Annotated in this window: 12 protein-coding genes, 1 tRNA gene and 2 pseudogenes; 7 read left to right on the top strand and 8 right to left on the bottom strand. The window is 61.9% G+C overall.

Features of this window, described 5'->3' with window-relative positions; genetic code table 11:
- Positions 1-140: pseudogene (locus IC66_RS49235) on the top strand (DUF3775 domain-containing protein); the annotation flags it as partial.
- Positions 141-317: 177 nt separating this feature from the next.
- On the opposite strand, the gene IC66_RS0120405 reads toward IC66_RS49235, so the two are convergent.
- Together IC66_RS0120405 and IC66_RS0120400 are read right to left on the bottom strand one after the other, a co-directional pair.
- The gene (locus tag IC66_RS0120405; RefSeq protein ID WP_028140631.1) at positions 318-1,100 is read right to left on the bottom strand and encodes an SDR family oxidoreductase; all 783 of its coding nucleotides are present in this window, start codon (positions 1,098-1,100) and stop codon (positions 318-320) included.
- Positions 1,101-1,229: 129 nt separating this feature from the next.
- A pseudogene (locus IC66_RS0120400) lies at positions 1,230-1,743 on the bottom strand (CvpA family protein).
- A gap of 111 nt (positions 1,744-1,854) precedes the next feature.
- Here IC66_RS0120400 and IC66_RS0120395 point away from each other — a divergent pair.
- On the top strand, positions 1,855-2,616 hold the full coding sequence (locus tag IC66_RS0120395; protein ID WP_028140629.1) for an SDR family oxidoreductase: 762 nt from the start codon (positions 1,855-1,857) through the stop codon (positions 2,614-2,616).
- Positions 2,617-2,795: 179 nt separating this feature from the next.
- Here IC66_RS0120395 and IC66_RS0120390 read toward each other — a convergent pair whose 3' ends face one another.
- A complete protein-coding gene (locus IC66_RS0120390; RefSeq protein WP_038948814.1) occupies positions 2,796-4,394 on the bottom strand; it encodes a GMC family oxidoreductase in 1,599 nt (532 codons plus the stop codon).
- 123 nt (positions 4,395-4,517) lie between these two features.
- Positions 4,518-5,894, bottom strand: a complete 1,377-nt coding sequence (locus tag IC66_RS0120385) for a coniferyl aldehyde dehydrogenase (RefSeq protein WP_370157274.1) — start codon at positions 5,892-5,894, stop codon at positions 4,518-4,520.
- Positions 5,895-6,262: 368 nt separating this feature from the next.
- Between IC66_RS0120385 and IC66_RS0120380 the strand changes: the two genes are divergently transcribed.
- Positions 6,263-6,339 (top strand) — tRNA-Met (locus IC66_RS0120380).
- Here IC66_RS0120380 and IC66_RS49110 read toward each other — a convergent pair.
- From IC66_RS49110 to IC66_RS0120350, 4 genes are all read right to left on the bottom strand, one after another.
- Positions 6,296-7,102, bottom strand: coding sequence for a zinc ribbon domain-containing protein (locus tag IC66_RS49110; RefSeq protein ID WP_334262659.1), 807 nt, complete (start codon positions 7,100-7,102; stop codon positions 6,296-6,298). The genes IC66_RS0120380 and IC66_RS49110 overlap by 44 nt on opposite strands.
- A 22-nt stretch (positions 7,103-7,124) precedes the next feature.
- Positions 7,125-7,928 carry a recombinase family protein gene (locus IC66_RS48375; RefSeq protein ID WP_083859307.1) on the bottom strand — a complete coding sequence of 268 codons (804 nt, stop codon included), beginning with the start codon at positions 7,926-7,928 and terminating at the stop codon, positions 7,125-7,127.
- A gap of 762 nt (positions 7,929-8,690) precedes the next feature.
- On the bottom strand, positions 8,691-9,062 hold the full coding sequence (locus tag IC66_RS0120355; protein ID WP_049801952.1) for a hypothetical protein: 372 nt from the start codon (positions 9,060-9,062) through the stop codon (positions 8,691-8,693).
- A 292-nt stretch (positions 9,063-9,354) separates the two neighbouring features.
- Positions 9,355-9,546 carry a hypothetical protein gene (locus tag IC66_RS0120350; RefSeq protein ID WP_028149236.1) on the bottom strand — a complete coding sequence of 64 codons (192 nt, stop codon included), beginning with the start codon at positions 9,544-9,546 and terminating at the stop codon, positions 9,355-9,357.
- A gap of 859 nt (positions 9,547-10,405) precedes the next feature.
- Here IC66_RS0120350 and IC66_RS0120340 point away from each other — a divergent pair.
- From IC66_RS0120340 to IC66_RS48370, 4 genes are all read left to right on the top strand, one after another.
- Complete coding sequence (locus IC66_RS0120340; protein WP_028140622.1) at positions 10,406-10,642, top strand: DUF6894 family protein; 237 nt, start codon at positions 10,406-10,408, stop codon at positions 10,640-10,642.
- Between the two features lie 343 nt (positions 10,643-10,985).
- A complete protein-coding gene (locus IC66_RS0120335; RefSeq protein WP_028140621.1) occupies positions 10,986-12,146 on the top strand; it encodes a sensor histidine kinase in 1,161 nt (386 codons plus the stop codon).
- Between the two features lie 331 nt (positions 12,147-12,477).
- Positions 12,478-12,816 (top strand): response regulator, encoded by a 339-nt coding sequence (locus IC66_RS0120330; protein ID WP_256379480.1) that lies wholly within the window; start codon positions 12,478-12,480, stop codon positions 12,814-12,816.
- A 188-nt stretch (positions 12,817-13,004) separates the two neighbouring features.
- Positions 13,005-13,202 (top strand): hypothetical protein, encoded by a 198-nt coding sequence (locus IC66_RS48370; RefSeq protein WP_080670088.1) that lies wholly within the window; start codon positions 13,005-13,007, stop codon positions 13,200-13,202.
- The last annotated feature ends 29 nt before the right edge of the window (positions 13,203-13,231 follow it).

Below are 13,231 nucleotides of genomic sequence, written 5' to 3'. Positions count from 1 at the left end.
GGCGGGGGGAGCCGATGCTGGGCGATCTGCTCGCAGGCGGGCTCGACGAATTCGGCATCGACTGGACCGACGAGCGCACGACGGCCGATTCGTCCGCTCCCAGTCAGCAGGACGAAGACGAGCCGACGAAACAGCGGTGATCTTGCTGACCTCGCCCCGCTTGCGGGGAGAGGTCGATCGCAAAGCGATCGGGTGAGGGGGACTCTCCGTGAGTCCAACTCTCACCGTGTTTGCCGAAGCAGCCCCTCACCCCAGCCCTTTCGGCGCGAGCGAAGCTCGTCGCGGCCCCGTAAGAACGGGGAGAGGGAGAGGACCGGTCACAACGTCCCGGGGAACGCGCCGCCATCCAGCAGAATGTTCTGGCCCGTAATGAAGCCGGCCTTGGCGCCGCACAGGAAGGCGCAGGCATAGCCGAACTCGTCGGGCTGGCCGAAGCGCCCGGCGGGATTGAGCTTGGCGCGCTCGGTCAGGATCTGCTCGGCCGAGACGCCGCGCTTGTCAGCCTCGGCCTTTGCGGTGCCGGTGAGACGGTCGGTCTCGAACGGGCCGGGCAGCAGGCCGTTGATGGTGACGTTGTTGATCACGGTCTTGCGCGACAGGCCGGCGATGAAGCCGGTGAGGCCGGCACGCGCGCCGTTGGAGAGGCCGAGGATGTCGATCGGCGCCTTCACCGCGGCCGAGGTGATGTTGACGATGCGGCCGAACTTGCGCGCCATCATGCCGTCCACGGTCGCCTTGATCAGCTCGATCGGCGTCAGCATGTTGGCGTCGATCGCCTTGATCCAGTCGTCACGGGTCCAGTTGCGGAAATCGCCGGGCGGCGGGCCGCCGGCGTTGTTGATCAGGATGTCGGGCTCGGGGCAGGCCTTCAGCACGGCCTCGCGGCCCGCCGGCGTCGTGATGTCGCCGACGATCTCGGTGACCTTCACATCAGGATAGGCTTTCCGGATCTCGTCCGCCGTCTTCTTCAGCGCCTCGGCGCCGCGCGCGGTCAGCGTGACGTCGACGCCGGCCTCCGCCAGCGAGATGGCGCAGGCACGACCGAGGCCCTTGCTGGATGCGCAGACGATGGCGCGGCGACCTTTGATCCCAAGATCCACTGTTTCACTCCCGTAATGTCAGGCAGGTTTTGGATGGCGCCCACTTTAGCCAACATCGGCGTCGCTGATAAGGCACGGGCTCGCATCAAAATGCATGCACCTCGCCGCTAGCGATGCAAATGCGACAGATCAGATGCGCTGTTCCTGCTTGAGGCGGTCTATCGCGGAGGTCGCTTCCGGGGGGCAGCGACTTGAAGCCCATCTGACCCGCCGTCGAGAACAGCGGCCGCAGATGCGAGCCGGTGAGAAAAGGCGGCTGTCTGTTGGCCGGCACGATCTGGTCAAACACCAGGACCAGCGTGGTGGCGACGAGACCGACCCTGACGGCGCCGAGCGCGGCACCGCCGAGCCGATCGCCGATGCCGGCGTCGCGGATCGTGTCGTTCAGCGCCAGGCGGCCGATATAGCCGAACAGCATGCCGACCACCACGAAGATTCCGAACAGCCAGATCCAGTTCTGTAGCAATGGCGCATTCGGATTGCCGGCGATCTGCGGCACGATCAACGGCATCAGCGCGACCGCGATCGGAGCAGCGAGGAGATAGGCGAGGATGGTCATGGCGCTGCGGAGCAGGCCGGTCCTGAAGCCGAAGCCGACCGCGATGGCGAGCGCGGCGTAGACGGCGAGATCGAAATTGTTCATCAGCAAAACCCTGCCCTCGACGGAACGAATGAACGCCGGACCGATCATTCCGGTTTCAGATCGCTAAAATCGTCTGTATTGATGGCTCCAAGAGCGTAGGGTCTATCGCCAATGTCAGGCCTATTTGACGTCAGTAAAGAAACCATCCTCGTCACGGGCGCGAGCCAGGGGCTGGGGCGGCAATTTGCCCGGGTGCTCGCCGCCCACGGGGCAGCCGTCGCGCTCGCGGCGCGTCAGGCCGACAAGCTGAAGAGCCTGGAGGAGGAGATCCGCGGCAAGGGCGGCCGCGCCGCCGCGGTCGCGCTCGACGTCACCGACACGGCCTCGATCGCCCGGGCCGTCGACGCAGCAGAGGCCGCGCTCGGTCCCGTCACGGTGTTGATCAACAATGCCGGCATCGCCATCGAGAAACTCGCCACCGAGCAGACCGAAGCGGATTGGGACGCGGTGATCGGCGCAAATCTCAAGGGCGCCTATTTCCTCGCGACGGAAGTCGCGCGGCGCATGATCGCCCGCAAGCAGTCAGGCAACATCGTCAACATCGCCTCCGTGCTCGGCACCGGCGTCCTGAAGGCGGTGTCGCCTTACGCGATCTCCAAGGCCGGCATCATCCAGGCGACGAAGGCGATGGCGCTGGAGCTCGCCGGCCAGAACATCCGCATCAACGCGCTCGCGCCCGGCTATATCGACACCGAGATGAACCACGCCTTCTGGTCGACGCCGGCCGGCGAGCGCCTGGCCAAACGCATCCCGCAGCGCCGTGTCGGCGCCGAGTCCGATCTCGACGGCGCGATTCTGCTGCTGGCGTCACAGGCGTCGCGGTACATGACGGGGAGTGTGATCACCGTCGACGGTGGCTTCCTGTTGAACTAAGCCCCACTGTCGTCCCGGACAAGCGCGCCTCAAGCGCGCGCAGATCCGGGACCCATAGCTAGCCACAGGGAGAAATTTGGCGAGGACTCGGAGTTATCATCTCGTGCCACAACTCCTCCCTGTGGTTATGGGTCCCCGCGTTCGCGGGGACGACACCGAGAATGACGTGGCAGCGCCGACTAACTCGCCCGCATCTCCGCCCTGATCATATCCGCCGCCTTCTCTCCGATCATGATGGTCGGCGCGTTGGTGTTGCCGCCGATCAGCGTCGGCATGATCGAGGCGTCGACGACGCGCAATGCCTCGACGCCGTGCACCTTCAGTGCCGGATCGACCACGGCAAGCGCATCCGTCCCCATCTTGCAGGTGCCAACGGGGTGATAGACGGTGTCGACGCGATCGCGCAAAATGTTGCGGATGTCGTCGTCGGTTCGCACGTCGGACGTGAACATGTCCTTCTTCTGCAGCGCGCGCAGCGCCGGCGTCTCCATCAGACGGCGCGTGGTCTTGAAGCCCGCGACCATCCTCTCGAGATCCTCCTCTTCGCCCAAAAAGTTCGGATCGATCAAGGGCGCTGCGAGCGGATCGGCGCTCTTCAGGGACACGCTGCCGCGGCTCTTCGGCCGCAGCAGGCAGACGTGACATGAGAAGCCCGCCTCCTTGTGCTTCTTGCGGCCGTGGTCGTCGAGCATCGCGATGACGAAGTGGAGCTGGATGTCAGGCACGTCGAGATCGGGCCGGGTTTTCAAAAAGCCGCCGCACTCGGCGAAATTGGTGGTCATCAGGCCGCGTCGTTCGCTGCGATAGCGCTGGATGGCACGGAGCAGGGACGGCAACCGTCCGAGCGAGGCATGAACGAAGTGCGGAAAGTCGGAGGCGTAGACGAACACGAAATCCGGGTGGTCCTGCAGATTGCGCCCGACGCCGGGCAGATGGTGCACGACGCCAATGCCGTGCTTGCCAAGCGCATCTGCATCGCCGATGCCCGACAACATCAGCATCTGCGGTGACTGGAAGGCGCCGCCAGCAAGGATCACCTCGCGGCGCGCGCGCAGCTGCTTCGTCTGCTTGCCCTGCACATATTCGATGCCGACGGCGCGCCCGCCCTCGAACAGGATTTTCGTGGCGTGTGCGCCCGTCTCGACGCGCAGATTGGCTCGCTTGCCGATGTGGGGATGCACATAGGCGCGCGCCGCGCTCCAGCGTTCGCCATTGTGCTGCGTCACCTGATAGCTGCCGAGCCCTTCGTGATCCTCACCATTGAAGTCCTCGCGAATGCGGAACTGCGCCTCGCGTGCGGCCTGATGGAAGACATCATGGATCGGATTGTCCGCGCGCAGCCGGTTGACATGCAGCGGGCCGCCCTTGCCGTGATACTCGCCGTCGAAATCGGAGTTGTTCTCGGAAGCCTTGAAATAGGGCAGCACCTCCGCATACGACCAGCCGGCATTGCCGAGCGAAGCCCAGTGGTCGTAGTCCCATTTGTGGCCGCGGATGTAGACCATGGCGTTGATCGCCGAGGAGCCGCCAAGACCCTTGCCGCGCGGCTGATAGCCGATGCGGCCGTTCAATCCCACTTGCGGTACGGTATCGAAAGCCCAGTTGGCCGTTTTGTAAGGCAGAGCAAGCCCAAACGGTGTGGTGATGCGCCAATTGTCGTTCGTCCCGCCCGCATCGAGCAGCGCCACGGACGTCGCCGCATCCTCCGACAGCCTTCCTGCAACCGTGCAGCCGCCGGAGCCCGCGCCCGCGACGACGAAATCGAATGTGTCAGTCACTGATGCTTCCCCCTATCGTCATTCCGGGGCGCGCCCCTTGGCGCGAGCCCGGAATCCATAACCCCGACTGGTGGATATGGATTCCGGGCTCGACGCTTCGCGTCGCCCCGGAATGACGAGCAACTACGACATGAACCGCATCAATTTCTCCAGCCGCGCGATCTTGCCGCCATAGGGTGGATAGAGGTCGGCGAGGCGGTTGAACTTGGAGCGATAGAACACCGGCTTCAGCTTGCTGAACGTGCGAAAGCCCCATTCGCCGTGATAGGCGCCGGTGCCGGATGCGCCCACGCCGCCCATCGGCTGGTTGATTTGCGTGAAGTGAAACAGGCAGTCGTTGATTGTGACGCCGCCGGAGATGGTGCGCGCCAGCACCTCGTCGCGCGCGGTGCCGTCCTTGCCGAACCAGTACAGCGCCAGCGGCCGGTCGCGATGGTTGATGAAGGCGATGGCATCAGTGGGATCGCGATAGCTGAGAATGGGGAGCACCGGCCCAAAAATCTCCTCCTGCATCGCCGCCATCGCTTCGGTCGCACCGACGATCAGCGTCGGCGGGAATTTGCGATGCGCCTTCCAGTTCGGATCGTCCGCCTTCGCCGGCTCCAGGATTTTTGCGCCGCGCTGCGCCGCGTCCGCGACGAGGCCTTCCAGCCGCGCATAATGCCGGTCCGAGATGATCGAGGTGTAGTCCTTGTTTGAGGGATCGGTGCCGAACATCCGCCGCATCTGGGCGCGCACCTTCTCGGCGAAGGCCTGCAACGAGCGCTCCGGCACCAGCACATAGTCCGGCGCGATGCAGGTCTGCCCGGCATTGAGCAGCTTGCCGTAGGCGATGCGCTCGGCCGCTTCATCGAGGTCGGCCGAGGCATCGATGATCGCAGGCGACTTGCCGCCGAGCTCGAGGGTAACCGGCGTCAGGTTACGCCCCGCGGCCTCCGCGACCAGCCGCCCGACCCGGGTCGAGCCGGTGAATACGAGGTGATCGAACGGCAGGCGCGCAAACGCCTCTGCGATCTCGCCCTCGATGCCGGTGACGAGCAGCTCGGTCGCATCGAATCGCGCGGCGACCGTCTCCTTCAGCAGGCCTGCGAAGTGCGGCGTGAGCTCGCTCGGCTTGATCAGGACGCGGTTGCCGGCGGCGAGCGCGCCGATCGCGGGCGCGAGCGTGAGCTGGAGCGGATAATTCCAGGGCGCGATGATGCCGACGACGCCGAGCGGCTGCGGCATCAGCCGGTTGCGCGCGGGCAGGAATTGCAGCGCGGTCGCGACCCGCTGCGGCGCCATCCAGCTCTTGAGGTGCTTTGTGGCATGCCGGATCTCGGAAAACAGCAGCATAGTCTCGGCGATGGTGGTCTCGACCGCCGAGCGGTGGCCGAAATCGGCCGAGATCGCCTGCCGGAAACGCTCTTCGTTGTCGGCGACCACGGCACGCAGCCGCGCCAGCCGGTCGAGCCGCTCGGCAAGGCCGGCCGGCGGCTCGTCCCGCGACCGCGCGACCATGGCGTGGAAGGCCTCCTCCAGTGCTCCGACCGGGGCGCTCGTCAGGGATTTGTCCACGGGCGTTCCTCCCTCAAGGGCGCGTGTCAGCCTTAATCTTGTTGCCGCAAGCTGGCCCTTTGTGGAACTTCTGGCAAGAGCGCGCGGAACGCAGCCGAAATCGGTCGCTTCCGCTGTCATAAAGTCGAAAAAAACGTTCCCGCGGCCCTTTCCAAAGGCAGCTCGGGTTGGTACATACGCCCCGCACCCGAGGGCTTTGCCCGGGGTTGCCTTCCAAGGAAGCCTTTGGGACGGACGAGAAAAGCCACGCGAACAGCGCCGGCCTCAACCGACCGTCCCCGGGATCTAACTGAAGGCACGCAAGTGTTTAACGCGGGGTGGAGCAGCCCGGTAGCTCGTCAGGCTCATAACCTGAAGGTCATAGGTTCAAATCCTATCCCCGCAACCACTGATACCGACACTCCCGTAGCCGAGGCTGCGGGAGTTTTGGTTTGTGCCGCCTTTTCCGCGTTACGCGCAGCAGTCCAGCTCAGGATTGTGCCCAAATCACCATGGAGGGTGGCGTCGATTTGGCCGCGCTTGGCACCCGGCCGGAGAACGATGCGTTCGATCAGACCACGAAGAGCCTGGGCGGCCTCGGCCCGGTCTTCAGGACGGTTCAAAGCCTCAGTGAGGTGGGCGACCTTCTTGGCGTAGACTTGCGAGGCGCTCGGGAGAATGTCCGGGGTATCGGCAGGAGCTTCGGCGAGCAGGGCAGAGAGCTCGGTTTTGCGAGCCTCCAGCGCATCCATCGCCGCGATCATCGACTGCTGGAACATGCCCTCCTTGATCGCTTCGACCATTCCATGGATTTGCTTTTCTACCTTCGCCAGTTCAGCGCGCCAAGCATCGCCGCGGGCTCGCCGGTCTCGGTTCAGCCGGTTCATCTCCTCAGCATAGGCGCGCATTGCTTCTGCGATGACGTTTGGCGCCAGCAACCGGTCCTTCAGCCCGCCCAATACGCGATGTTCGAGTTCGCTCCGCGCCAAGGTGCGGCCGTTCGAACAGGACCCGTTGCTGACATGTGCCGAGCAGACGAAGCGATCGGCTCCGCGCAGTGAACAGGGGCCATCGCATAAGCCGCAGAGGACAAGTCCCGAGAACAACGACTTTGGGCGACGAGCACTGTTAAGTCGTTTGTTCGAATGGTGCTCGCGGACAGCTACTGTCACATTGATAAATTTTTCGGCGATCTCACTTTGCTTGGCTTTCACCCGATCCCAGACGCGAGATGCGTTTCCCCGTCGAAGGATTCTTAATGTAATGCAGCCGATTCCAAACGAGGCGTCCCACGTAAAGCTCGTTATTGATGATCCCGGTGCCGCGCTTGACATGGCCCCGGATCGTCGTGTCATTCCACAGCTGGGTCTCAGGGCCGGCTATGCCTTCGGCGTTGAGCTTCACCGCGATCGCTCGCGGACTGATGCCAGCGGCGAAGTCCCGAAAGATGCGCCGGATTACGCCGGCCTGGGCCGGATCGATCTCTCGGTCTCCCCGGATACGATCTCCGCGCTCGTCGAGCCGTTTGATAACGCGGTATCGGTAGCAAAGCCCGCCACCTGACTTTCCACCCTCTACCCGACCTCGCAAACCACGGTGCGTCTTCGCAGCGAGGTCCTTCAGAAATAGAGCATTCATAGTCCCTTTTAGACCGACGTGAAGCTCGGTGATTTCCCCTTCGGCCAAGGTGACGATCGGAACCCCGGCAAAGCGCAGTTGCTTGAACAGGGTCGCCACGTCCGCTTGGTCGCGGCTGATGCGATCGAGCGCCTCAGCGAGCACGATATCGAACGCACGGCTCTGAGCATCCTGCAACAGGGCTTGGATGCCCGGACGAAGGATCATGCTCGCACCGGAAATTCCGGCATCCTTGTAAGAATTGACGATCGTCCACTTCTCACGCATCGTGCGTTCTCTGCAAATACGAAATTGGTCTTCGATCGAGGCGTCACGTTGATTGTCAGACGAGTATCGGGCATAGAGCGCAACTCGCGTCATTGACTTGTCCTTGCATTCCGCTTTGCGCCGGCACATGGCGCCGTGAAGCAAAAAATATCGAATGAACGCGGCATTTATATGCCGTGCACACCCGGATATGTGATGCAAGGAAAGGCTATCGCGGCGCTCTGGAGTGAACTAAAAGACGCTGCGCTGTGTGCGTCTTTGCTCATATCCCATTTGCTGGTACTCGAGAGCTCCATCTACACAATGGCGATGTGCGATGAGCGTCGGCTAAGCCGCGCCTAGATTGTGCTGGTTTCTTTCTCGGGCGAGGCACAAGCTGATCGACGATCTTTGATATCGTCACGGGCCATTTGTCGTCCGATAAGCCGGGCGAGGCGAAGGATTGAGTGCTCGGAAGGCTTCGCCTGATTGACTGCTTCCGCTATGGTCGGAAGCCTTGAATTTTCGACGCTCTTGATTTTCAACGCTGTGCCTCCGCTGGGCACAGTCAAAACAAAGCTTCCGTGGACTTGAAAGTACGCGAGGACGTCGAGGCGGTCTTCGGATACATCTTCGTATAAGTGGGCCGCTTCGAAGTCGAATCCGCCGGCCTCTTCATGTCAATTCGGACGGGACTCGCAAGGATCGCCTAACAAGCGGGTCAACCTCACCGACACCGCACGAAACCGCGAGACGTCCTGTCCTCGCAACATGCGGCTGAGAGAGGTCCGGCGACATCAGGTGTCCTAGCCCGTCATTGGGCGCGAGCGACCCCACCGCGCCACCAGAATTCACCATGTGCTTCCGGATGGCTCGTCAGGTCTTTGTCGCCGTCTTGGCAATCTCCGTCTCGACGCCGGTCGCGCAAGCCTTGGCGAATGAGTAATCCATGCTCGTGGACGCCACACTCTTCACGAATTCGCTGACGACGTTTTCCCTGGAGTAAGGGCCGGTCGCCTTGAACTTGGCGATAGCTCCATCCGCGGCTGTAAACTGAGCGACGCACAGCGGTACCAGAACCGACATCCTGCCACTGGTCTCCGCCGAGGCGCGCATGATTCTAGCGTTCTCCCCGGTGACCCAACCGCCCCAGGCAAATCCAATCGCCATGGTCGCCACCGCGCCGAAAGCGATTCCTTGAAGGAAGCGGGTCCGCGCCTCGCCTTGTAATATTGCAGGAAGTTTCATGATGGTTGGCCTTTCGTGAGCGCATGAGGACGTGCATCGGCGCTGCTGACGCACGTTGGTAAACCCAATTTTATGATTGCGCCTTCCGATGGCACGTGAGCTGCTACTACGACGATACGCGGCGACTTCGGAGGTCGCTGCTTTCTGGGCAGCTTCAAGGTGAGCATCCGCCAACCTCTAGCCGAACACTATATCCCTGGAGTGACCGTGTAAATGGAGTGACCGTGTAAATGACGATCCGCTCTGGCTCGACTGCAGATCCAGGCCGCGCGACGAGCCGCGGCCGCTTCCCCTAGTCAGACGAGCCGCTTTGCCAGAGCGTCACGGCTACGACGAGCCGAGTGTAATTGGCGTGTCTGAATTCCTCATCCCAACGGATAAGATCGTAAGCGATCTTGTGCGGCGTATAGGCACGGAAGTTGAAGCCAGCCGAGAGATGCCGCGCAGCGGCACCTTCCATGGCCTCCTTGGTGATCTCCGTCATACGGCGCCTTTTTTGCAAACCCGCCGAAAGACCTGCGCTGGACACCTGATCGTGTTCGGCGTCGTTGGCGCGGGGCGTTCGGACGCGCGATCGAGACTGAGTACCTTGAGCCACTGTAAGCACCCACGCTGCTAAACGTGCTTCCGCTCAAGGCCGGGCTCCTTGCTCGGGACCACGCTGCGCTTCCCGGTGGGGAATAGCCAGTGAAATCGGCGCCGCGCTCAAGGCAAGCGTTCACTGGAACCCTAAGCGGCCGGGTTGATTAGCTCAAGAGCGGAACGAAATGGCCTGATGCGCCACCTCGCAGGCATGACTGTCTCCGCCTCTCAGTGTCGCGGCGGCGCGGTTGTCACACTCCAATTGAATGATGTCCAATATGTCTGGGTCGAAAGCGGTTCGTCAGAAGTCACCAGCGGCGACAGGTGAGCAAGGCCGGGTAGTTCGGCTAACGCTTGAGCTTCTCGATCAGGTTGACGCTTGGGCACTCAGCCAGAAGCGAAGGCCCAACCGATCAGAAGCGATACAGCTGCTGGTGAAGACGGCGCTGGACGGCCTGCGTGATCGGTCTATGCGCCAAGCTCCGAAGTCGAAGCGTGAGAGCTCTCGGATCCGGGCAAAGGAGCTGGCCTCTGACGCAATCGACGGGATGGGCGATGCGGATGCGACATCTGAAGACAGGGCAAGCCGGAAGGGGAAACTAATGAAGGGCCCCGAAGAATTTCGCAACGTGCGGCGGGACAGATCGAACAGTTGAGGCTGATCGTGTGACAGGACGACAGCCGTATCGATGTCCGAGTCGTCAGGCAAGCGACACACCGATTGGTGGGACTATATGTGATCCAATTTTCTGGAGCGCTCCATGAATCGGTATTTCTTTGACATCCAAAGTGGTCGCGATTTCTTTGCAGACGAGGAGGGTCTACCCCTTCCCAATCTGAAAGCCGCCGAAGTCAAAGCAATGCAAACCTTGACTGGAATCGCCAAGGAATCCGTCTTCCAAAGCAAGCGGCCGGATTTGGCAGTGGAAGTGCGCTCGAGCACCGAACAGCTGTTCTGCGTTTCGATAGTCCATCGGAACTCGAGCACCACGCATTGAAGCCGGTTCCCAAAGGCCAATAGAGTCCTGCTCGCTTGGATCCGCTACCGATCGATGCATAGGTGCGCCGGTCTTGCCGCGGCGTGAGTGTAGCGATCGCTTTCCGACACACCCACATCCGGCACGGCAAGGGCAAAACGACCGTTGTCCCGAAGGTTCGGCCAAAGTCGAGCGATTCTCCGAAAGTCGCGCGGTTCCTCGCAGGCGAAGTCAGTTGTGACAGCCGCGAAGCCAGTGACTATACTCTAGACTCGGCGCTTCGGAGTGCAGGCACGGCATTCGCGAGCGGAGGGCTTGTGCCTGCTCGATCGAGGGCTCGCGTCATCTACTTGGGGGGGCCGGCTTGAGCAATTCCACTGAGCGGCCAACGTACGAACGCCTGGCTGACTTCATTCGACAGAACCAGGCTCCGATCGTGAAGGAATGGACGGAGTTCGCTCGAACTCTATCACCGGCCAGCGACCGGATGACGAAGTTGGCTCTGGAAGATCATATCGTCGATCTTCTCGGGTTCGTGGCGGACGACCTCGAAACCGCACAAACCCCGCGGGAGCAATTTGATAAATCGCGAGGCGACGGCACGAATGATAGCGCCTTTTCTCAAAGCGCGGCTGAACTCCATGCCGCTCTGCGTCTGGCCGACGGCTTTGACATCGATCAGATGGTGTCGGAATACAGGGCGCTTCGCGCAAGCGTGGTCAAGCAATGGGTTGCCCACCATCGGAGCCTTGCGGACACCGATATCGAGGACTTGACGCGGTTCAACGAAGCGATCGATCAGGCCGTGACCGAGTCGGTTGCCCACTATACGAAGACGATAAACGACTCGCGCAACCTGTTTCTGGGCGTCCTCGGCCACGACCTGCGCAATCCTCTCGGTGCCGTTTCAATGGGCGCTCAGTGGATGGAGCGATCTGGGACAACCGACGCAAAGCAGGCCAGGGTAGTTTCCGAGATCAGGCTGGCGGCCGGGCGGGCGACACAAATTCTGAACGATCTGCTCGATCTCACCCGCTCGTCCTTCGGCACTCAAATCCCCGTCACAAAGACCAACAACGACGTTGCGGCTTTGTGTCAGGAAATCGCGGATGAGTTTCGCGCCGTCAACCCAGATCGGAAACTCGAGGTCACGAAGGAGGGCGATCCGTTGGTTTCCTGCGACCCCGCCCGCCTTGGACAGGTGCTGTCCAACCTGATGGGCAACGCAGTCCATTATGGCGACGCAGCGTCGCCCATCACGGTGACTGTCGCAGGTAACGATCCCGATGCTATGACCATCGAAGTGCACAATCTCGGAACCTCGATCCCGCTTGATGCGCAAAAATCAATCTTCCAATCCTGGACGCGAGGCCAGGAAGTCGGTGACCCGTCGGAGCACAGTACCCACCTTGGCCTTGGCCTCCACATCGCGAAATTGATCGTCGAAGCCCATGGCGGCGAGATCTCTGTGGTATCCAGCGAACAAACAGGCACGCGCTTTTCAATCCGACTGCCGCGCAAATGACCAGTCATGCTTCCTTATGGAAAGGGCTTGCGGCGTCGACGCGCTAACCTTGCGGCGATGATCGGGCAAGGCCGCTGGACGCACATTGCCGAGCGAGGCGAGTGCTGCGGTCATTCGGCGGAAGTCGTGGCGGCGCACGGCGAAACCTCTCGCTAACCGTTAGCCGCATTGGGTCCGCCAGAAAGACTGATCAGAAAAGAAGCGGCCATTCGGAACGCCGGCTGCTGCGATGGCTTAATGGCGTGACTGCGGGATATCCCGGCCGGTGACGTCTCCTGCATTAGAAAGGACTAATATGCCAGAGCAAAGCTCTCCTCGTGGCAGTTGCGTCTTGGTCGTCGAGGATGAACCAATGCTCCTCTTGATGGCGAACGACCTCGTCGAGGATGCGGGACTGCATCCGCTGCTTGCCGGCAATGCCGATGAGGCCATCAGAATACTCGAAGCCCGACAGGATGTCTGCGTTGTCTTCACAGATGTCAGGATGCCTGGTTCGATGGACGGCGTTGGGCTCGCGGAAGCCGTTCGCGAAAGATGGCCACCGATCAGGCTCCTGATCGTCTCGGGCCATCTCGTCAAAGGTTCTGAGCTGCCCGATGGGGCAAGGTTCTTCCACAAGCCGTACCCGTCGGAGGCGATCATCTCGGCGCTCCGAGAGCTTGCTGCCTGACCGTGAAGAGCGTTGCTTGTCCGGCGCAACAGGTTGCTGAAGGGGCCTTTGGCGCCGCTATGATCAGTATTGACCAGCGCGTCGGACCGTAACTTGCTACTGTCATTGCATCACCGCGCGGCCCTCGGCATCTGTCGGTGACGAGAACGCTGTCGCGCTCCCGCCTTCCCTGGGAAAAGGAGCACGCTATGCAGCGACGCCGTCTCAAGCAGACCACCTCCTTTGAAGAACGCCTTGCCGAACACGGGCGAGTCCTTCGTCAAAAGGCAAAGTCGCTCCCGCCAGGTATCGAGCGGGAACACACAATCCGCAAAGCTCGGCAGGCGGAGACCGGGGCTCAAATCAGCGAATGGCTGTCCACACCCGGATTACCGGCTCCGGAATGAAGGAACGGGAGGGCATCCGGGACGTTCCG

Origin of the sequence: Bradyrhizobium genomosp. III, assembly GCF_000261705.1 — a bacterium.
Taxonomy (GTDB): Bacteria; Pseudomonadota; Alphaproteobacteria; order Rhizobiales; family Xanthobacteraceae; genus Bradyrhizobium; species Bradyrhizobium ottawaense.
The sequence above is the reverse complement of the archived record's forward strand: the minus strand, read 5'-3'. Positions and strand labels throughout refer to the sequence as shown.